Here is a 19,260-nt window from a genome sequence, read left to right on the forward strand (position 1 = left end):
TTCAGCGAGGAAGAGGGGGGTGGCGGGGCCGTAGGTGGGAACGGAGGTTTGTCGGAGGCAGGGCCAGAGGTGGGGCCTACCTCCGGTCCTCCTCCTGATCTTCCTACTACTTCTTCTCCGCGCGAGGACTTCGCCTCGATCTGCCGGTTCCCGATGCGTGACGGCTGGGTACCCAGCGCGAAAGGCTGGAAAGCCACGACGACCCGGAACGGCCTCTCCCCCGAGGCGCTGACCGACGAGGCCCTGATGGAGTTTCGCTCCTACTGGGTCAACCGCCCCGAGAAGAACCAATCCCAAGGCCAGTGGGAGCATGAACTGGCACAGGCACTGAAGCGCTCAATCCGCAGAACTCAATCGAACAGGGAGAGGCACCATGAACAACCAGCAGAACCATCCGCAGCGGGTAACCAGCGACCTCGTCGACAAGGTTCTCTCTCAGCCGTCGACCGAGTCCGAGCAGCAAACGCAGCCGCAGAAGCTGCCCGACAGGCTGCTGGAGCGGCTCTGGCTGAAGATGGCGGAGATGTACGGTCACCGCTGGACGGCGAATTTTGGCGAGAGGGCTGATCCGGAAGGCGCCTGGGCAAACGTGCTCAAGGGGCTCACGGGCCAGCACCTGGCCAACGGCCTGAACGCGTTGGTGGACAAGGGCGAGGAGTACGACTGGCCACCGCCGGCGAACGTGTTCCGGGCGCTCTGCCTGGAAGTACCGGGGCTGCCGACCGAAGACGATGCCTGGGGACAGGCGCTGCGCGGTACCTACGGCCACCTGGCCGTGAAGATCGCCGCCGAGGCCACCGGTACCTACGACCTGCGCACGTCACGGCTCGATGACCGGTCACTGCGCAAGGTTTTCTCCCGCAACTACGCCATCGTCCGCGCTCGGGCCGCGATGGGTAAGCCGCTGGACGGGGAGATCCCGAAAGCGATCGAGCACCAGCAGAAGACCCCAATGCAGGTCCAGTTCGCCCACTCGCACCGGGAGGCTCGTGACCTGATCACCGCCCAGGGGCTGCCGACCGATCCGAAACAGGCCCGCGCGCTGCTGCTGGCCAAGATGGGTATCTGCCGCGGAGGGCAGGCACATGGCTGAGCTGCGCATGCTGCCGTTGCAGAGGTTTCTGGACGCGAGAATTTGCCGAAACATGGCCGACTTCGATCTGCGCGAGTGCCGTAGGAACATTGCGTTGGCTCGTCAGCATCCCGAGCGGGCCGGTAAGCACCTAGCCACTGCTCGGGAGATGCTCAGGAGTGCTGAAGGCATCCTGAAGCACGCAAGGGGCACCCATCTTTCCGCGGCATTGGTGGTCGGCGTAGTCAGCACTCCGGATATGGAGGCCGCCAATGTCTGACTTCCGTCCCATCGTGTTCACCGTCCCGGGCGAGCCCCAGGGCAAGGGGCGTCCGCGGATCGGTCGGGTCGGTTCGCATGCCCGGATGTTCACGCCGGCCAAGACCGTGGCCTACGAGGGACTGGTAGCGCTGGCCGCCCAAGAGGCGATGCAGGGCCGCGACATGATCACCGGTCCGGTGCTGATCGAGCTGCACATCCTGCATGGGGTACCTCAATCCATGTCGAAAAAGCGGAAGGTCCAGGCGCTCGCCGGCGAGCTGCTGCCGATGAAGAAGCCCGACACGGACAACGTGCTCAAAGCCATCTGTGACGGCTGCAATGGGGTGGTCTGGAAGGACGACGTGCAGGCGACCGACGGGGTTTTCCGGCGCCGGTACAGCGAGACGCCCGGTGTCAGGGTGCGGATCGTGCCGCTGATGGAGGGCGCGTAGTGCGCAGCTACGCAGTTGCGCAAGGTGCGCAGGCGCGTACTGCGCGCATGGGGGATGTGGGCTTGGCGCCGGCAATTCGTGCCTGGCGCTTATTTTCGCGATCTGCGCGGGGGATTGGGGAATGAAATTGCTGAGTGCGCGGCAGGCGTGGCACGACTGCATGTACCAGGGTGGGAAGTGCATGCTGGAGTCGCTGGTGGAGCAGGCTTTCTGGGGGCAGGTGCAGTTTAGCGAGATCGATCGGTCGTTGGACAGAATCGCTCATCAGGCGCTGGCTGGACGGTTCCAGTGCGCCATTGCGTCACTGCCAGCCGATCTGCGGGCGTTTGGGCACCACCTGTATGCGCCGGAGATCAACATCGAGACGTCCAACGCTTGGCTGGGGATCGCGCATGCGCTGCTGTGGCTGCGCTGGGGGAAGCGTGACCAGCTGAGCGCCGAGAAGCAGGCGGTAGGCTACTGGGTGGCACGCGGGGTGCTGTACCGGTACCGGATGATGGTGCAGGGCGGGATGGGTAACCCGGATCCGCTGGAACGCCCTGGGACGTTCCGGGCCTGGCTGTTCGATCATCATGGTATCCGGCTGGAGCGGCGCAACTGGTCGCGCGAGTGGGGCTGGATCGTGCAGGAGCTGTTTCGGGTGTGCGACCGGCTGGACGTGCGAGCGCTGGAGCCGGTGGCGCGGGTGTTGGAGGAGGAGCGGGGGATAGCGACCGCTGCATAGCTATGGCATCTTGCTTTGCCATCACTACAACAATAGGGAGTTGGCCCTTCATGGAGCCGAGAGTTCTATTCGATAAGTTCGCCGAACGGATATTCCAGTTGTCGCTGCTGCAAGGAGCAACCAAACGGCTTATTGACAATGAAGTTCGCGATCTAAGGCGGATTAATGTGTCTGAGGGTGACTGCATATCAGCCCAAAGATTTTTATACTACAGACCTTCGAATGGGGCCCCTATAGCCCCGTTGGGAAGGGAGGCAGATGTAGGGCAAGCTCTGGTGGACTGCCGGATCCACAAGATCAAGCAGTATCAATGGATACTTGCCGAAGCGTATGAGGCCTTGGAAGACTTTCTCGAAGAGTCATATGCAGCTGCAGCGATGCGTAGTCCGAGCGTCTGGTGGATGTCAGATTTCGGTGATGTCGTGCAGGAGGATGTCGACAAAAAAGACTTCCAATGGTTATTAGGTCGCGCTAGAAGGAAGAAAGATCGACCTTATAGCATAATCGAACGTTTTCGTGCTTCTTCCGAGAATTTTGCGCGGTTGGAAGTTGAAGATGCTAGGGGTGTAAACTATCGAGTCGTGCTGCTTCTGATAGAGAAGTTTCGTCATGTGATTGTCCACAATAATGGGTGTGTCGATAATCTTGATGAGATAGTGAACAAGGCTTTTGGGAAGAGTGGTGAGGAAGGAAAATTTAAGGCTGACTTTAAAGCATTTTTCGAGGGGTACCTTGAGTTACACGACGGTAGAAATATCGTCTGCCTGCTTGAGACGCCTCTTTCGCAGGACAACCCCCTGAGCAGGCTTGGTGGATATGGCGACACGTTAGGGAATCTGTTGAAGCTGCTTGTTAGCTTCGCCGACCTTGTAACGGAGACGGTGGAAAGTTTCGGACAGGAATCCTCTTGACGCGCTTGTGCCGTATTAGGCACGATATTCCCATCGTGCGAAATTCCGCATGAAGCACAGAAACCCGGCCATCGCGCCGGGTTTTTGCGTTTCTGGGGTGCGCCACCGGCTCACGGTGGTCCCGCATCAGGGCGGCCCTTCGGGGATAGCCTGGACACTCCCGGCCGGCGGTGGGGTGGTCATGGAAAACACCGGCAGCTCGCGCAGTTCCCCTCCGGTTACTCGGGATCTGGCGCGTTGATCGAACGGCGAGACCGATGCATTGGGGTGTCGGCGCCGCCGATCATGTGGCGGGCAGGCTGGGAAGACAGCCATCAGATTGATAGGGCCTCGCAGTGTTGCGGGGCCTTCTTGTTTTGGCCTCGTCGAGAGACGCGCCAGGGCAACGCCGGGAGGCGTGGCCACAATCGCCCGGGCAACCGGGCACCTATTCAGCCCATGCGGGCCGCGAGGACTCGATGAACGAGCAAGCAGACACCCTGGCCAACCTGATCGGGTGGTTGCAGTCCATCTCTCCGGCGCTGGCTGCGGTCGTCCTGTCGATCATCACCGCGGTGCTGCGCGTGGTCTACGGCGGCGGCAGCATCCGGCAGATGCTGCTCGAGGGCGCTTTGTGCGGCGCCGTTACCCTTGCGCTGGTGCCGCTGCTGCAGTGGCTCGGCCTGCCGGACAACATGGCGACGTTCGCTGGCGGCATGACCGGATTCGTCGGGGTTGAGGAACTCCGTCGCTGGGCGATCCGGCTCGGCCAGCGCAAGTCGGAGGGGCAGTGATGATCCGCGAGATTCGCGCCCAGGCCATCGCTCCGGCGCTGGCACTGCTGCCGTCCAACATGGCCAGCCCCGAGGCTGTGGCGCAACTGCTCGCCATCGGCTTGCAGGAGTCCGGCCTTGTTCATCGCCGCCAGATCGGTGGCCCCGCGCGCGGTCTGCTCCAGTTCGAGACCGGCGGCGTGCGCGGCGTGCTGACCCATGAGGCCAGTCGCAGCCACGCCCTGGCGCTCTGTGCTGCCCGCGGCATCGAGCCGACCACCGCCGCTGTCTATGCCTCCCTTGAGCGTGATGACGTGCTGGCCATGGCCATCGGCCGCCTGCTTCTGTGGACCGACCCCAAGCCCCTTCCCGGACTCGGCAAGGCCGACGAGGCCTGGGCGCTCTACCTGCGCACCTGGCGCCCGGGCAAGCCGCATCGCAACCGCTGGGATGCCTGTTACGCCTCAGCCCTGCGCGAGATCCGGGAGTCGGCATGATTCGTCTGCTGCTGGCCGCCCTTGCCGTCGTCTCTCTGCTGGCGCTGTGGCTGACCAGCGAACGCAGCGGCCTGCAGCGCGATCTGGCGACAGCAGAGGGCCAGGTCGAGCAGCTGCAGCAGTCTGCTCGCCTGGCCGAACAGGCCTTCGCCGCCCGCGACGCCGTCGACCAGCAACATACCGAGGAGTTGAGCCATGCCCGCGCCGAGAACGACCGCCTGCGCGCTGACGTTGCTGCTGGCGGCCAGCGGCTGTTCGTCAAGACAGCCTGCCCCGCAGTGCCCGCCTATTCCGGCGCCGCCGGCGTGGCTGATGCAGGCGCCGCCGAGCTCGCAGCAGACGCTCGACCGGATTATCACGCCCTCCGGGACGAGCTCGCGCTGAGTCGTCAGATGATCCTCGGCCTGCAGCAGTACGTGCGCGAGGTATGTGTGCGATGACCGAGAAGAAACGCCCCACGGCCCGTTATGACTGGGCCGCCATCGAGCGCGACTACCGCACCGGCCAGTACAGCAACCGCGAGCTGTCGCGCATGCACGGCCCGAGCGAGGGTGCGATCCGTGCCCGGGCCAAGGAGGGCAACTGGCAGCGTGACCTGTCCGAGCAGATCCGCCAGCGCGTCCGCGAGAAGACCGGCAGGGCCATCGCCCAGGAGGTCGTGAAGGCGGAGACCGACGCCGAGATCGTCGAGCAGGCAGCGGAGGTTGGCGCCGGCATCGTTCGTGGCCACCAGCACCTGCTGCGCAAGGCCAAGACGCTGGCAGAGAGCCTGATGGATCTGCTGGAGCGGCAGCTGGAGAAGGGCACGGTCACCGTGCAGCTCAAGGGCGGCGACACCGCCGAGGTCGACGTGCCGCTCGACTATGCCGGCAAGACGCTGGGCAATGCCACGATGGCACTGGAGCGGGTGGTCCGGCTGGAGCGTCAGGCCTACGGGCTGGACGATGACGGCGCCGGCAAGGCGGTCGGCAAGACGCTGGACGAACTGCTGGCCGAGGTGGTCGAGTAATGGCCGACCGGGTTCGCGCCCGGATCGTCGAAGAGGGCGACCGCTACCTGGCCATGCACCGAGCCGGCACGCTCAAGGACAAGAAGGATCTGGTCCTCGCGCTGGGCAACAAGTGGTATCGGCTCAACGCGCTGTACAAGATCAAGGACAAGTCGGGGAAGGTGAAGACCTTCCGGCCGAACAAGCAGCAGCGGCAGCGATTCATCGAGCGCCACTGCCGGGACGTCATTCTCAAGGCGCGACAGCTCGGGTTCACCACGTTCGAGATGATCGACTCGCTGGACGACTGCCTCTGGACGGCAAACTTCGCGGCCGGCTGCATTGCCCACACGCTGGTCGATGCCCAGGACATCTTCCGCAACAAGATCAAGTTCGCCTACGACCAGCTGCGCCAGTCCGCGGCCTGGCAGGCGATCTTCCAGCTGATCGGCCTGAAGATGCCGGCACCCAAGAGCGACAAGGGCGACAGCTACGTCTTCGACAACGGCTCGAGCATTCGCGTCTCGACCAGCTACCGCGGCGGCACCCTGCAGCGCCTGCACGTCTCCGAGTTCGGCAAGATCTGCCGCAAGTTTCCTGACAAGGCGCAGGAGATCGTCACCGGCGCCTTCGAGGCGGTCGGCCTGGGCAACCAGGTGACGCTGGAGAGCACCGCAGAGGGGCGGGAGGGCTACTTCTTCGACTACTGCGCCATCGCGCAGAAGCTCAAGGAAGCCGGCAAGACGCCCACCGAGATGGACTGGCAGTTCCACTTCTTCCCGTGGTGGGACGAGCCGGCCTACCGGCTGGATGCGGCAGGCGTGGTGATCCCGTCATGGCTGCATGACTACTTCGGCGAGCTGGCCGACAAGTACGGCATCAAGACCACGCCCGAGCAGCAGGCCTGGTACGCGAAGAAGGTCGAGACGCTCAAGGACGACATGAAGCGGGAGTACCCGTCGACCCCTGATGAGGCGTTCGCCCAGTCGGTCGAGGGCGCCTACTACCTGCAGCAGATGCGCTTCCTGCGCAAGCACGGCCGGATCACCCGGCGGGTGCAGTACAACCCGAGCCTGCCGGTCATCACCGCCTGGGACCTGGGCATGAGCGACAACATGTCCATCGTGTTCGCCCAAGTGGTCGGCCGCGAGGTGCACGTCATCGACTACCTCGAAGGCAGCGGCGAGGGGCTGGAGTTCTACGCCGACGAGCTGCGCAAGAAGGGCTACATCTACGGCGCCCACTACGGCCCGCACGACCTGGCAGTGCGCGAGCTGGGAACCGGCATGGCGCGGATCGACAAGGCGGCCGAGTTCGGCATCCGCTTCGAGATCGTCCCGCGGATCAGCAACCACGCCGAGGGGATCGAAGCCGTTCGCCAGTTCCTGCCGCTGTGCTGGTTCGCCGAGAACCCCGCGCAGGACGAAGAGAGCGAGGAAAGCGGCAAGAAGGTGGGTGTCGACCGCCTGGTCGACTGCCTGGACAACTACCGGAAGGACTGGGATGACCGGCTGGGCGTGTACCGCTCGACGCCGCGTCACGACTGGGCGTCGCACGGCGCCAAGGCCTTCGAGACGCTGGCGCGGTGCGGGCTGTTCGAGCGCGCGACCGGAGCCATCAACACACCGCCGGCGGCGAACACCAGCCGGGGCCGAGCACGCTGGGGCGCGCACACATGAGCACCACCACCATCACAGTGAACGCCGCCCAGGTGGCGGCCTTCGTTGCCGGGAAGCTGGCTCCGCTGGCTGTGCCGTCGCCGCGCCTGCGCCCGGACATCGGGGCCATCCAGATCGACCGCGGCATCATCGTCGAGCACTACGAGGAGCACCCGACCGTGCGCCTGCAGTTCGACACCGCCGCCGGCATGGGCGTCGAGCTGAATGTGCGGCTGGCCGAGTTCGCAGCGGATCCGGCGACCTACATGCGTGACCTGCTAGAGAACCTGCAAGGCATCCAGCACGCTGCCCAGCTGCGCCGGGCCGGGCGTCAGACCGAGATCGAAGCCATGCACGAGCACATCACCCTGCTGAGGGGCGCCGATCCGATGAGGGGCAGCCGATGAACCTGGGTCTCCTGCAGTTCAAGCCGGCCAGTGCGCTCAAGGCCGACGAGCTGATCGAGCAGCAGCGCCGCGAGCAGGCCCTGCGGCAGCAGGCGGTCGAATCCTCCCTGAGCGCCCACATCCGTCGCTGCTTCGAGAGCGCCAAGACCGCCAAGCAGCCGATCGAGCGCCGCCTGCTCGACTGCGCGCGTCGGCAGAAGGGGCTCTACGAGCAGGACAAGCTGCGCAGCATCGCGGAGGAGGGCGGATCGACCCTCTACCCGAAGCTGACCACCACCAAGACCCGTGCCGCGGCGGCCTGGATCCGCGACGTGCTGATGCCGGCCAGTGGCCGGCCGTGGGGGCTGGACCCGACACCGGTGGCTGAGATTCCGCCGGAGTACCTGCAGCGCTTCGCCCAGCAGATGGGAGAGCAGGCGCAGCAGATGAGCCCCGAGCAGGTCGAGGAGGCCATGCGCCGCTACCTGCAGGAGACCGCGCGCAAGATCGCCGACCGCCACGAGCAGGTGATCGACGACCAACTGACCGAGGGCGGCTGGTACGAGGCGCTGGAGGCGTTCATCGACGACTTCTGCGTCTACCCGGCCGCGTTCATCCGCGGTCCGCTCCTGCAGCGGGTGCCGGAGCTGGCCTGGCGGGAGGGCTGGCAGATGCTCGAGGTGGAGGCGATCAAGCCGCAGTTCGCCCGCGTCTCGCCCTACGACATCTACCCGTCGCCGGACTCCAGCGACATCGATGACGGGGCATATCTGATCGAGCGCGAGCGCTACACCCGCGGCGGGCTGAATCGGCTGCGCGGCGTGCCGGGCTACTCGAGCGAGGCTCTGGAGGCGGTGCTGACCGACTACGGACGCGGTGGCCTGCGCGACTGGCTGGCGACCGACGCCGAGCGCGCCCGCCTGGAGGACCGCGAGAACGAGTGGCTGAACAAGGGCGAGACCATCGAGGGCCTGCACTACTGGGGCAGCGCCCAGGGCCTGATGCTGCTGCAGTGGGGCCTGCAACCCGAGCAGATCTCCGACCCGCTGGCCGAGTACGAGATCGACGCCATCCTGATCGGGCAGCACGTCATCCGCTGTGTGATCAACCAGGCGCCGATGGGGGAGCGGCCTTACCACAAGGCCAGTTTCCAGCTGGTGCCGGGCAGCTTCTGGGGAATCGGCATCCCCGAGCTGATGGCCGACATTCAGGACATGTGCTGTGCCGTCGCTCGCGCCCAAGCCAACAACATGGCGTTCGCCAGCGGCCCGCAGATCGAGGTGGCCACCGACCGTCTGCAGCCTGGGGAAGACCCGAACGAGATCTTCCCGATGAAGCGCTGGCGGACCAAGACCGACCGCACCGGCACTGGCACGCCTGCACCGGCGATTCGCTTCTACCAGCCAGCCAGCCTGGCCGGCGAGCTGATGCAGGTCTACTCCCAGTGGGAGCAGCGCGCCGACGATGCCACCAACATCCCGCGCTACGCCTATGGTAACGAGCAGGTGGGTGGCGCCGGCAACACCGCGCGCGGCCTGTCCATGCTGTTCGAGAGCGCGAACAAGGGCATCAAGGACGCCATCCGGCACATCGACCGCGGCGTCACCCGCCGGGTGATCAGCGCTCTGTGGCTGCACAACATGCGCTACAGCGACGATCCATCGATCAAGGGTGACTGCCGTGTGGTGGCTCAGGGCGCGACGGCCCAGCTACTGCGCGACCAGACCCAGCAGGCCCGTCAGCAGTTCCTGCAGGGCACGGCCAACGACCTGGACATGCAGATCCTCGGCATCGAGGGCCGCGCCAGGCTCCTGCGTTCGGTGGGCGAGCAGCTGGACATGCCCGACCTGATTCCAGACGAGACCACGATCAAGGCTCGCGTCGAGCAGCAGAGCCAGCAGCAGGCCCAGCAGGCCGAGCAGCAGGCGCAGCTGGAGGCCGGAAAGGCCCAGGCCGAGGCCGCACAGAAGCATGCCGGCGCCGAGAAGACGCAGGCCGAGACGCAACGCATCCTGCTGGAGATCCAGTCCCTGCTGGGCCAGCTACAGACCATGGGAGCACTCAATGCAGCTATCGGCGGACCAGTACAAGGCCCTGTCCCGGTTGGAGTCCAGCAACAGCCCGGACTGGAAGGTGTTCAAGGAGTGTCTGCGCCAGGCCCGGGGACGGGCGCGTGACCAGCTGGAGCAGCATGGCGACCCGGCGGTGATCTACCGCCTGCAGGGCCGCGCCGCGGCCTTGGCCGAGTTGCTGGAGGAGATCGAGAACAGCCGCGAGGTGGCGCGCGAACAGGCCCAGCGCGGCCAGTGACGCTACCGCAGTGCGCATAACCAAGCCGCCTGCGGGCGGTTTGCTTATGGGCGACTGCTCGTCGTGCCCGGCCATGCACGACGAACCCATGAACCCGAAACGTGAACCCCGGCGACCGCCGGCTCACTCAACGCCGAGAGGCGTCAAGGAGACACCCGAATGCTACCCCGCTCCGTGCAAGACCAGATCGACGCCGCCCAGCGCCTGCAGAGCCAGCTGAACAAGCCGGCCGAGGCCGAGAATCCCGCCGACCAGGCGACTCCCGAGGCCAAACCGCAGGACGCCGCACCCGTCGATACCGCGCAATCCGCTGAGCCGACGCCGCCTGCACAGGCCGAAACCCGGGACGCCGCTTACTGGCGCCACCGCTTCGACGTGATCCAGGGCAAGTACAACGTCGAGGTGCCTGCGCTGCGCAAGGAAATCGACACCCTCAAGCAGCAGATCGCCGCCGCGCCAAGTGCCCAGCAAGGCTCTGCCGTGCAGCGCGCCCAAGAGGCTATGGCCGACCTGACGCCGGAGGAGATCGACGAGTTCGGACCTGACCTGGTCAACCTGATCAAGCGCGTCGCCGGCAGTGCTGCCGCTGCGCAGGCCTCCAAGGCCGACCAAGGCGACCTGCAGACCATCAAGAGCGAGCTGAGCCAGCTGCGCGAGGAGAAGCAGCAGGACGCCGAGGCTCGTTTCTGGGCAACACTCGAAGAGCAGGTACCGAACTTCCGTGCGATCAACGCCAACCCGGACTTCCTGGCCTGGCTTACCGAAATCGACCCCATGAGCGGGGCAGCTCGCCAGCAGTTGCTGGCCAGCGCGCAGCACTCCCTCGATCCGTACCGGGTTGCGACCATCTTCCGGTCGTTCGCGGGCGCTGCGCCGAAGAAAACCACCATCCCCGACGAACTGGTACAGCCGCGCCAGTCCCGCGCCGCGCCCGCCGAGCCTTCGGCGGCGAAGGTGTGGACCCGCGGCGAGATCAGCCAGTTCTACCGGGACAAGGCGAGCATGCCGGCCGACAAGGCTGCCGCGCTCGAAGCCGACATCTTTTCCGCCCAGGCCCAGGGCCGTATCCGCTAAGGCGGCCCGATAACGCCGAGAGGCGTCACGTTTCAGGAGAATCATCATGGCAGGCCCGACCCGCGCTGGCAGTCACCCCGACTACAGCTCCAGCGGCACCGCTGGCTTCATCCCCGAGATCTGGTCCGGCAAGCTGGTGGAGAAGCTCTATGCCTCCACCTGCTTCGGCGAGATCGCCAACACCGACTACGAGGGCGAGATCAAGAACCAGGGCGATACCGTCCAGATCCGCACCGTGCCCAACATCACCATCCGCGACTACCAGATCGGCGGCGGCCTGACCTACGAGAAGCCGACCTCCGGCAAGGTCGAGCTGCAGATCGACAAGGCCAAGTACTTCGCGTTCGAGGTCAACGACATTGACCGCTACCAGGCCGACATCAAGCTGATGGACGAGTTCTCGGACGACGGCGGCGAGCAGATGAAGATCGCCATCGACACCGACATCCTCGCCCGCCACTACGCCGACGTGCATGCCGACAACGCCGGTGCCACTGCCGGCGCGAAGTCCGATGCGATCAACCTCGGTGTCGCCGGTACGCCGGTGGCGGTCAGCAAGACCAACGTGCTCGATCTGATCGTCGACTGCGGCACCGTGCTGGACGAGCAGAACGTGCCGGAGACCAACCGCTGGATCATCCTGCCGGCCTGGATGGGCGGCATGCTGAAGAAGTCCGACCTGAAGGACGCCAGCATCATGGGCGACTCCGTTTCGGTGTTCCGCAACGGCAAGCTCGGCCAGCTGGACCGCTTCACCGTCTACCTCAGCAACAACCTGTCGGTGGTGAACGACGTGGCGGCCGGCAACAAGAAGTGCACCAACGTCATGTTCGGCCACAAGAAGGCGCTGACCTTCGCGAGCCAGATGACCCAGATGGAGACGCTGAAGAACCCGAGCGACTTCGGCAACCTGGTGCGCGGCCTCAACGTCTATGGCTCCAAGGTCATCGACCCGAAAGCCATCGGCCACCTGTACGCCACCCGCGGCTGACCCACCCCTTGAGCAGAGCCCCCACATCGGGGGCTTTGCCGTTTCTGGAGACCACCATGGAACTGCATGAACTGATCGAGGCGGTGAAGGCTGCGGCGGACAAGGGGGCGCTGGAAGCCCTGGTGCTGGCGGAACTGGGCCTGAACATCGACAAGCGCAAGAGCCTGGAGACGCTGCGCGCCGAGGTTCTGGCGGGGCTCAATGCAGCTGACGGCGATCCGGTGCCCCAGCCGCCCGTCACCGCGCAGGTACCTGCACAGGCACCTGCGGCGATCCCTGTTTCGTTGGAATCGCTTGAGCAGCTGGAGTCGCTGGAGCTGCCGGAGCTGCCCAAACTCGCGGAGGAGTCCGAGTCGGCCGCGCCTGCGCCTAACCCCATCCCGGAACTGCCGGAGCTCGAGGACGAGCCAGAGCCGGTTGCGCCGGTACCGAAACAGCGCCTGCTGCGCCACAAAGACAATGGCCGCCTGCTGGTCTGGACGTCGGCTCTCGCCGGGCTGACCGAGCTGGAAGAGGTCTGAGCCATGGCAGCGACTGTCGGCCAGCTGCTGACCCGAGCGCGCACGATCCTGCAGGAGATCACCCAGGACGGCACGCGCTGGACGAATACCGAGCTGCTGGACTGGCTCAACGAGGCCTACGCGGTGGTGGTGGACGTTCGCCCCTCGGCGAATGCGGTGACCGCCGAGCTGGCCTGCGCGGCCGGTACCCGGCAGGGAGTCCCGGCTGACGCCGAGCGGCTGATCGACGTCATCTGCAACCGCGCCGGCAGTGCTGCAGGCCTGGCCGTGATCCGGATCGCCCGCGAAACCCTCGACGCGACCCGCCGCCGCTGGCATGGCGAGGCGCAAACCGAGGCCATTGAGCACTTCGCCTTCGACGAGCTCGACCCGCGGAGCTTCTTCGTCTACCCGCCGGCCAAGGCTACGGCCAGGCTGGAGGTCGTGTACTCCAAGGTGCCGGCGCCGCACCTCTCCAGCGAGGCATCGCCCGCGTCGATCGAGTCGCTGCGGCTGCCCGACAGTTATGTGCCGATCCTGCTGGACCTGGTGCTGGCACGGGCGTTCTCCAAGGATGCCGAGACGGCGGCCAACCTCAGCCGGGCCGCGCTGCACTCGCAGTCCGCACAGGCGGCCCTCGGCCTGAAGATCCAGGCTGACGGCGCGAGCAGCCCGAACGGAGGCGCGCCGGCATGAACACCCAAGAGCTGGCCGAGAGCCTGAGCCCCGAGCTGCCCGGCTGCCCGCTGGCGACCATCCGCGACATGCTGCGTTGGGCCCAGCGCGAGCTGTGCGCCGAGGGCAATGTCTGGATCGTGCGCGACGGCCCGGTGGTGGTCGCCGCCAACACCCCCTATGCCGAGGTCGAGGCCCCAGCCGGTGCCGAGGCGCTGCGCATCATCCGCCTGTTGCTCGACGGGCGCCCCCTGCGGCCGGGCGTCGACTACCGCCAGCACGACACTGGCGTCGAGTTCCTGTGCGGCATGCCGGACAGCAGCACCCTGCTGGGGGCCATCGCCTGCCGGCCGGCCTACGGCCAGGACATGCCGGCCGAGCTGATCGCCCGTTGGGAAGAGGCGCTGCTGGACGGCGCCCGCTACCGCCTGCTGAGGCTGCCGCAGCCGTGGCGTGACCCCGAGCTCGCCGAGTTCCATCGGCGCCGATTCCTGGATGCGCAGAGCGATGCCCGGCAGATGGCCGTCGACGGCATGCAGCACGGCAGCATCCGCATGCGCACGAGGAGGTTCACCTGATGCAGACCACTACGCTGCGGGTCAGGGTCTCCACTCCATCCGGTCTGCCTGCTGCTGGCGCGAGCGTCACGGCGCGCCTGTCGGACGTGGGTATCAGTCTGGTCGACGGCTACATCGACCGCAGCCAGGTCGAGGCCGTGGCCGATGCGGAGGGCGTTGCGGAGCTGGTCCTGTGGCCCAGCGCCGTCGGCATGACCGGCGTCGAGTACCGCATCACCGCGCGCGGCTCGGATGGCGCGAGGCTCCTGGATGAGCTGGTCACAGTGCCGGAGTCCGGCATCGAGGTCTGGCTGCACGACATCGTGATGTTGCCGGCGCCGACGCCGAAGCCCTACGACGAGGCGTCCATCGCCCTCATCCAGCAGAACCGCATCCAGGCGGCGGACGCCGCGACCAACGCAGTCGAGGCGCGCGACGCTGCACAGGCGCACGCCATCGAAGCCGCTTCGAACATCGCTGCAGCACAGACGCTGCGGGTCGAGGCGCAGACCGCGGCCCTGGCGGCGGCCGACGCTGCCGAAGCCGCCGAAAGCGCCCATCAGGCAGCCGAACTGTCCAGCCAGGTCGCCGCCCAGTCGGAAAGCGCGGCCACCGCCAGCGCCCAGGAGGCCGCCGAGAGTGCGGCCGGCGCCCAGGCCGCCACCCAGTCGGCGCTGTCACTGTTCGGCGGGCTCGAGGCTGTTCAGGCCGCCGTGGCCGCCGCCGAGGACGATGCGGCCGCAGCCGCCACAAGCCGCACCGCCGTCGAGGATGCCAGCGTCGCTGCTGGCAGCAGTGCAACCGCCGCTCAGCAGTCGGCAGTGCTGGCGCAGACGCGTGCGGGCGCCGCCCAGATCAGCGCGAACGACGCCAGTGCCGCCGCCGGGGCTGCTGCTGCAGACCGAGCCGCCGTGGCGGCAGATCGCACTGCCGTGCTAGGCGTCGCGGCCCAGGTGTCTGCGGATCGCATGGCGACCGAGGCCGCTGCCGAGGATGCCGTCGAGGCCGCCACGGCCTCTCTGGATCGCAGCGCGGACCTGATCGTCCACGCCGAGAACCTGCGCAGTGAGATCGATGCGGATCGTGTGGCTGCTGAAGCGGCCCGCACTGGCGCCGAGTCGCTGTACGGCGACCTCGCGGCCATCGATGAAGCCGTGCAACTCACTTATGCCAACCGTCTGCAGTCGGATCTGCTGTTCACGGTGCACGCGGCGCGCTCCCTGGCGCTGCTGACCGAAGCTGCGGAGCATGCCGAGCGCAGCGACGAGGCGTCCCAGCAGGCGCAATCCCACAGCGCCGCCGCCCAGGCGTGGGCCGACGAGGCGCAAGAGTCCGCCGTTGCCGCCGAGGCGACGGTAGGCGTTGTTGCCGCTTCCGCGCTGACGGCAGACGCGAATGCCCAGGCCGCCGCCCAGTCGGAGGCGCAGGCCGAGGCTTCCCGACAGGCGGCGGACGCGGCTGCATCGCACGCCAGTCAGCAGCAGACCGCAGCCGCTGGGCATGCCGGTGTGGCTGCCGCCGAGCGCGGCGCCGCCGAAACCGCCCGGACCGCAGCCGAGACTGCAGCTTCCGGTGCCGAAGCCCTGTACGGGGATCTGACTGCCATCGACGAGGCCGTCCAACTGACCTACGCCAACCGCGCCATCGTCGATGTGGCGCTTACCAACAACCTGATCGTTCTCACAACGAGGTAGTCCGATGAGCTACGAAACCCTGGAGGCGGCGGTCCAGTCCCTCGTCTCTACCAATGCTTCGCTGGTAGCGGCCGTCACGAGCACCCAGCAGCAGGCCAACGAGGCCATCGACGAGGCGGCGGCCAGCATCAACGTCACCTCCGCCAACGTGACGGCCGCCCAGGCCCACGCCAACAATGCGGCAGCCAGCGCGGGCACCGTTACCGGCGTGCAGACTGCCGTGGCCACCAGCGTCGCCACCGCTACCAGCAAAGCCGGCGAAGCTGCGGCCAGTGCTGCTGCTGCGGCCAGCGCCGTGCTCGGCCAGACCACCAGCAAGCTCGACTTGGCCGCTATCGACCAGACCGTGTTCGCCTCGACGACCCTGGTCGACGCGGTGATCTACGACACCAGCAAGGACTCGGACGGCGGGGCCTGGCGCAAGCGCTGCCAGCACGCGTCTTGGTACCGGGAAGCGATCTATGGCAAGTGGCTGGGGTCAGCAGCCAGTGAGGCGGCGGCCCGCGCGATCAGCGGCGCGACTACCAACGACTACTACTACGACACCACCAACGCGAAGTTCTACGCCCTGAACGAGGGCAGCGGCAGGACCGAGGTGTTCCGGGGCAATGTGCGGGAGTTTCCGGCGCGGGCGCTGATCACGCTCGAGGATACCCGGCTGGTAGTCTGGGACCTGACTCAGCCGGGCTCCCCCATGTGGGCCGTATTCATCTCCGGAAATGCAATCTGGTTCAAGGCGGCTGTCGCTGTGTGCGCAGGGCAGGGTCGGATTCTGACGGCACACAACGATGCGAGCGCGTCCGATTATGACGGGCTGCGCGAGTTCGATTTGCTCAACAACAGGTGGTTCTGGGTCTGGGGCAGCAACTTCTACTACGAAACTCGTCTGGTCAGCGGTCCCACTCCCGCAGCAATTAACGGGCGCCCGACGTGGCTACCGAGTTCCTGGGCGCTGGCGAACCGTGCGGTCAACGATGTGGCTCTGACCGTCCTCCCCGACTCCCCCATCGACCCGGTCACTGAGCTGCCGGTGCCGACGATTGCCGTGGCGACCGACGGCGGGGTGTCGGTGATCAAGCACGATGGGACGGTGGGCAGTTTCGGTAGCACCAAAAGCCGCACTGTGCATTTAGACAGCGATGGGCTGTTGTTCTACTCCGCTACGGATAGCGGCGCAGGAGGCGGCGAAGGTAACCCAACAGTCAACTTATGGGACGTACCGAATTGGTCGTTTGTCGCTGGCAGATCCTATGCCACAGTACCTTCGCATTATTTGAGTGGATGGGGCACAACTGTAAAGGTTGCTGGCCGCCCCGCTGGCAAATCCGCCTTTGCAGTTTCGGGGGCCGCCGCTGCGTACAGCCGCGTGATCCATTTGCGCGAAAACGTAGCGGGACCCACAAAAGCAATGGCGGCCATAAGTGCGCATAGTTATGCCAGCGGCTGGATGCCCGGCGACATTCGCGGCGCTTGGATCAACCGAGCCGATGGCGTGACCGAGACGTTGGCGGATACCGAGCTGGTGACCAATGGTGGGTTCGATACGGACACCACGGGTTGGACGGCAGATAACGCGATTTTGTCGGTGGTTGGCGGCGCGCTACGGGTCACGGCCGCGGCAGGCGGGGCGTTCGCCGATGCGACGCAGCAGCTCAGTGTGGTTGCTGGGAAGTCTTACCGTTTCAGTCTCGGCAGCGGTAGCAACGATGCAAACGGGCGGGCTTACTTCACGGTAGGTGGCTCGGCGACGATTGCTGTCGACGCGGGGAAGACCTACGAATTTACCGCGACTACTACGGGGGCGACCACAGCCCGCCTACGTGTTGCGGCCCCGGCTTCGGCAAGCTTCCCGAATGCAGGCAACTATGCCGACTTCGATAACGTCTCTGTCCGAGAAATCATCACCGACCGATCGGTCAAGAACATTGGCCTGGGGGTCAAAGGTGCTTTGTCCCGTGCCCCGGTGGCCACGGGTGCCGGCCTCGGCGCGATCTCCGGTTTCTCGACCGCCAACTACCTGGAACGCCCCTACAGCAGCGACCTGGACTTCGGCACCGCCGCCTTCGCATTCCTCGTGCCGCTGAAAGAAGCCGCCAACTCGGCCGACGAGGTGGTGTTCGAGCGGGGTTACTACACCGGCGGCGCCTACTCGGGCGCGCGCATCCGTCTCGAAGTGCTGGCCGCTGGGACGCTCAAGGCGACGTTCAGCGACGGCACCAACGCCATCACCCTGACCAGCTCTACGGTGATTGATGACTCGGTCTGGCGCACCGGGCTGGTTATGGGCTTCGATGGCACCAACTTCCGCCTGGTGAGCGCGGGCGGGAAGGATCTGGCCACCCCGGTGGCCCGTGGCTCGGTCGGCTCGCTCAACAACAGCAACGCGGTGCTGCGCGTCGGTCTTGGCGTCGACGGCACCCTACCGCTCACCAACGGCGCTCTGGCCATGCTGCGCGCCACGGCGATGTGGCCGAGCGCCGATCAGCTCAAGTACATCTACGAGACCGAGCGCAAGTTGTTCGAGGATAACGCCCAGTGCGCTCTGGCCGGCACTTCCAGCGCGGTCACTGCGCTGACCTACGACGAGGACACCGACCTGCTGCACGTCGGCACCAGCTGGGGGCGCAGCGCCTTCCAGGGCCTGGTCCGTGTCGCCAGCGAAGCCACCTCGGTGGGTGCCGTCAAGGCGCTGTCGGCCAGCGGCGGTGCGGTCGCCCAAGCGGGTGCATCGGCCGTCGACATCTACGTCCCTGCCTACTCGCTGCGCGAGGAGGTTGAGCGGCTGGACGATGCAGCCCGCGCGCTGGGCTCCCGTCCCGTGTTCCACGAGTTCGACGCCATCACCGGCCAGACCGCGTTCATCCTGCCGATCGGCGTCCGTGTGGTCGGCGTCTACTCGGCCGGCGTGCTCAAGCGTAACGGCAGCACCAAGGACTACACCCTGGCATTCGACGGTTTCCGCTGGACCGTCAACTTCGCCGTGGCGCCGGGTAACGGCGCCTGGGTTTCGATCATGACTGTGAGGGCCTGACCATGAGCTGCGTGGATCTGTTGAGCAACGACGTGTGGAGCGAGGCGGACATCGTCCGCCGTACCGAGGCGCTGGTACGCAGCGAGGTCTCGGCCGAGGCCGAAACCATCCTGGTGCGCAAGCTGCAGGGGGTCGCTCTGGGCGTTCCGCTGTCGGCCGAGGACGAGATCGAAGTGGAAGCCTTCCGGGCCGTTGTTGTCGCAGCTCAGGAAGAGGGCGTCGCGGCGCGTGCCGACATGATCAAGCTGCAGGCGGTGCTCGATCACGAGGCCGCGCTGGCTCGCCTCGCGCTGTCGGCGGTCGAGGGTAATGCCGAGGATGCCGCCGAGCGCGCCGCTGCCCAGTCGCTGGTGGATGGGGCGAGCGCCGAGACGCAGTACCTGTACGCGCTGCGTCACCCGGCGCCTGTGACCGAGGGCGAGCCGGATGCTTAACCTGCTGATCGCCATCGATCAGCTCGTCAACGTGCTGTTGGCCGGCTGGCCGGACGAAACCCTGTCCAGCCGCGCCTACCGCATGGACGGGCGCAAGCGCCGCTGGAGTCTGGCCCGCCGAGTCATCGACGGGCTGTTCTTCTGGCAAGCCGACCACTGCCGTCGGGCGTTCGAGTCCGAGCGCGAACGCCGGCATCTCCCCCCGGAGGCGCGTACATGATCCGTTTTCTGCTGGCCGCGTGCCTGTTGCTGGTCGGCTGCGCCGGCCCTGTGCCCCTGCAGAAAGGGCAGGC

Annotated in this window: 23 protein-coding genes; all 23 read left to right on the forward strand. The window is 66.3% G+C overall.

Features of this window, described 5'->3' with window-relative positions; all coding sequences use genetic code 11:
• Positions 1-153: 153 nt before the first annotated feature.
• The 23 genes from BMZ19_RS22660 (at position 154) to BMZ19_RS12515 (ending at position 19,187) form a co-directional block, all read left to right on the forward strand.
• A complete protein-coding gene (locus tag BMZ19_RS22660) occupies positions 154-567 on the forward strand; it encodes a DnaT-like ssDNA-binding domain-containing protein (protein ID WP_244517207.1) in 414 nt (137 codons plus the stop codon).
• A complete protein-coding gene (locus BMZ19_RS12415; protein WP_244517189.1) occupies positions 524-1,093 on the forward strand; it encodes a hypothetical protein in 570 nt (189 codons plus the stop codon). Before BMZ19_RS22660 ends, BMZ19_RS12415 begins: the two co-directional genes overlap by 44 nt.
• On the forward strand, positions 1,086-1,352 hold the full coding sequence (locus BMZ19_RS12420; protein ID WP_090311345.1) for a hypothetical protein: 267 nt from the start codon (positions 1,086-1,088) through the stop codon (positions 1,350-1,352). The genes BMZ19_RS12415 and BMZ19_RS12420 overlap by 8 nt, the downstream gene beginning before the upstream one ends.
• Positions 1,345-1,785 carry a RusA family crossover junction endodeoxyribonuclease gene (locus tag BMZ19_RS12425; RefSeq protein ID WP_090311347.1) on the forward strand — a complete coding sequence of 147 codons (441 nt, stop codon included), beginning with the start codon at positions 1,345-1,347 and terminating at the stop codon, positions 1,783-1,785. The genes BMZ19_RS12420 and BMZ19_RS12425 overlap by 8 nt, the downstream gene beginning before the upstream one ends.
• Positions 1,786-1,906: 121 nt before the next feature.
• Positions 1,907-2,509, forward strand: coding sequence for a hypothetical protein (locus tag BMZ19_RS12430; protein WP_090311349.1), 603 nt, complete (start codon positions 1,907-1,909; stop codon positions 2,507-2,509).
• A 50-nt stretch (positions 2,510-2,559) separates the two neighbouring features.
• Positions 2,560-3,420, forward strand: a complete 861-nt coding sequence (locus BMZ19_RS12435) for a hypothetical protein (protein ID WP_212633228.1) — start codon at positions 2,560-2,562, stop codon at positions 3,418-3,420.
• 458 nt (positions 3,421-3,878) lie between these two features.
• Positions 3,879-4,193, forward strand: a complete 315-nt coding sequence (locus BMZ19_RS12440; RefSeq protein ID WP_090311354.1) for a phage holin, lambda family — start codon at positions 3,879-3,881, stop codon at positions 4,191-4,193.
• Positions 4,193-4,669, forward strand: a complete 477-nt coding sequence (locus BMZ19_RS12445) for a hypothetical protein (RefSeq protein ID WP_244517191.1) — start codon at positions 4,193-4,195, stop codon at positions 4,667-4,669. The genes BMZ19_RS12440 and BMZ19_RS12445 overlap by 1 nt, the downstream gene beginning before the upstream one ends.
• Complete coding sequence (locus BMZ19_RS12450; RefSeq protein ID WP_090311358.1) at positions 4,666-5,109, forward strand: lysis system i-spanin subunit Rz; 444 nt, start codon at positions 4,666-4,668, stop codon at positions 5,107-5,109. The genes BMZ19_RS12445 and BMZ19_RS12450 overlap by 4 nt, the downstream gene beginning before the upstream one ends.
• The gene (locus BMZ19_RS12455) at positions 5,106-5,678 is read left to right on the forward strand and encodes a hypothetical protein (RefSeq protein ID WP_090311360.1); all 573 of its coding nucleotides are present in this window, start codon (positions 5,106-5,108) and stop codon (positions 5,676-5,678) included. The genes BMZ19_RS12450 and BMZ19_RS12455 overlap by 4 nt, the downstream gene beginning before the upstream one ends.
• Before the next feature lie 53 nt (positions 5,679-5,731).
• Positions 5,732-7,336: a terminase gene (locus BMZ19_RS12460; RefSeq protein WP_425287171.1), complete on the forward strand. Its 1,605-nt coding sequence runs from the start codon at positions 5,732-5,734 to the stop codon at positions 7,334-7,336.
• Entirely contained in the window at positions 7,333-7,722 is a 390-nt protein-coding gene (locus tag BMZ19_RS12465) for a hypothetical protein (protein ID WP_090311364.1), read from the forward strand. Before BMZ19_RS12460 ends, BMZ19_RS12465 begins: the two co-directional genes overlap by 4 nt.
• Complete coding sequence (locus BMZ19_RS12470; protein ID WP_090311366.1) at positions 7,719-9,878, forward strand: portal protein; 2,160 nt, start codon at positions 7,719-7,721, stop codon at positions 9,876-9,878. The genes BMZ19_RS12465 and BMZ19_RS12470 overlap by 4 nt, the downstream gene beginning before the upstream one ends.
• A complete protein-coding gene (locus tag BMZ19_RS22395; RefSeq protein WP_170847755.1) occupies positions 9,835-10,011 on the forward strand; it encodes a hypothetical protein in 177 nt (58 codons plus the stop codon). Before BMZ19_RS12470 ends, BMZ19_RS22395 begins: the two co-directional genes overlap by 44 nt.
• Before the next feature lie 159 nt (positions 10,012-10,170).
• On the forward strand, positions 10,171-11,085 hold the full coding sequence (locus tag BMZ19_RS12475; protein ID WP_090311368.1) for a hypothetical protein: 915 nt from the start codon (positions 10,171-10,173) through the stop codon (positions 11,083-11,085).
• 46 nt (positions 11,086-11,131) lie between these two features.
• Positions 11,132-12,076 (forward strand): phage major capsid protein, encoded by a 945-nt coding sequence (locus BMZ19_RS12480; protein WP_090311369.1) that lies wholly within the window; start codon positions 11,132-11,134, stop codon positions 12,074-12,076.
• A 56-nt stretch (positions 12,077-12,132) separates the two neighbouring features.
• Complete coding sequence (locus tag BMZ19_RS12485) at positions 12,133-12,597, forward strand: hypothetical protein (protein ID WP_090311371.1); 465 nt, start codon at positions 12,133-12,135, stop codon at positions 12,595-12,597.
• A 3-nt stretch (positions 12,598-12,600) separates the two neighbouring features.
• On the forward strand, positions 12,601-13,272 hold the full coding sequence (locus tag BMZ19_RS12490; protein ID WP_090311373.1) for a phage adaptor protein: 672 nt from the start codon (positions 12,601-12,603) through the stop codon (positions 13,270-13,272).
• On the forward strand, positions 13,269-13,829 hold the full coding sequence (locus BMZ19_RS12495) for a hypothetical protein (protein ID WP_090311375.1): 561 nt from the start codon (positions 13,269-13,271) through the stop codon (positions 13,827-13,829). The genes BMZ19_RS12490 and BMZ19_RS12495 overlap by 4 nt, the downstream gene beginning before the upstream one ends.
• Positions 13,829-15,502, forward strand: coding sequence for a hypothetical protein (locus BMZ19_RS12500; protein WP_090311376.1), 1,674 nt, complete (start codon positions 13,829-13,831; stop codon positions 15,500-15,502). Before BMZ19_RS12495 ends, BMZ19_RS12500 begins: the two co-directional genes overlap by 1 nt.
• Before the next feature lie 4 nt (positions 15,503-15,506).
• Positions 15,507-18,533, forward strand: a complete 3,027-nt coding sequence (locus BMZ19_RS12505; RefSeq protein WP_090311377.1) for a hypothetical protein — start codon at positions 15,507-15,509, stop codon at positions 18,531-18,533.
• A gap of 2 nt (positions 18,534-18,535) precedes the next feature.
• The gene (locus BMZ19_RS12510) at positions 18,536-18,967 is read left to right on the forward strand and encodes a hypothetical protein (protein WP_090311380.1); all 432 of its coding nucleotides are present in this window, start codon (positions 18,536-18,538) and stop codon (positions 18,965-18,967) included.
• Entirely contained in the window at positions 18,960-19,187 is a 228-nt protein-coding gene (locus tag BMZ19_RS12515) for a pseudouridine synthase (protein WP_090311382.1), read from the forward strand. The genes BMZ19_RS12510 and BMZ19_RS12515 overlap by 8 nt, the downstream gene beginning before the upstream one ends.
• Positions 19,188-19,260: the final 73 nt, after the last annotated feature.

Source organism: Pseudomonas linyingensis (genome assembly GCF_900109175.1).
GTDB classification, from domain to species: domain Bacteria; phylum Pseudomonadota; class Gammaproteobacteria; order Pseudomonadales; family Pseudomonadaceae; genus Geopseudomonas; species Geopseudomonas linyingensis.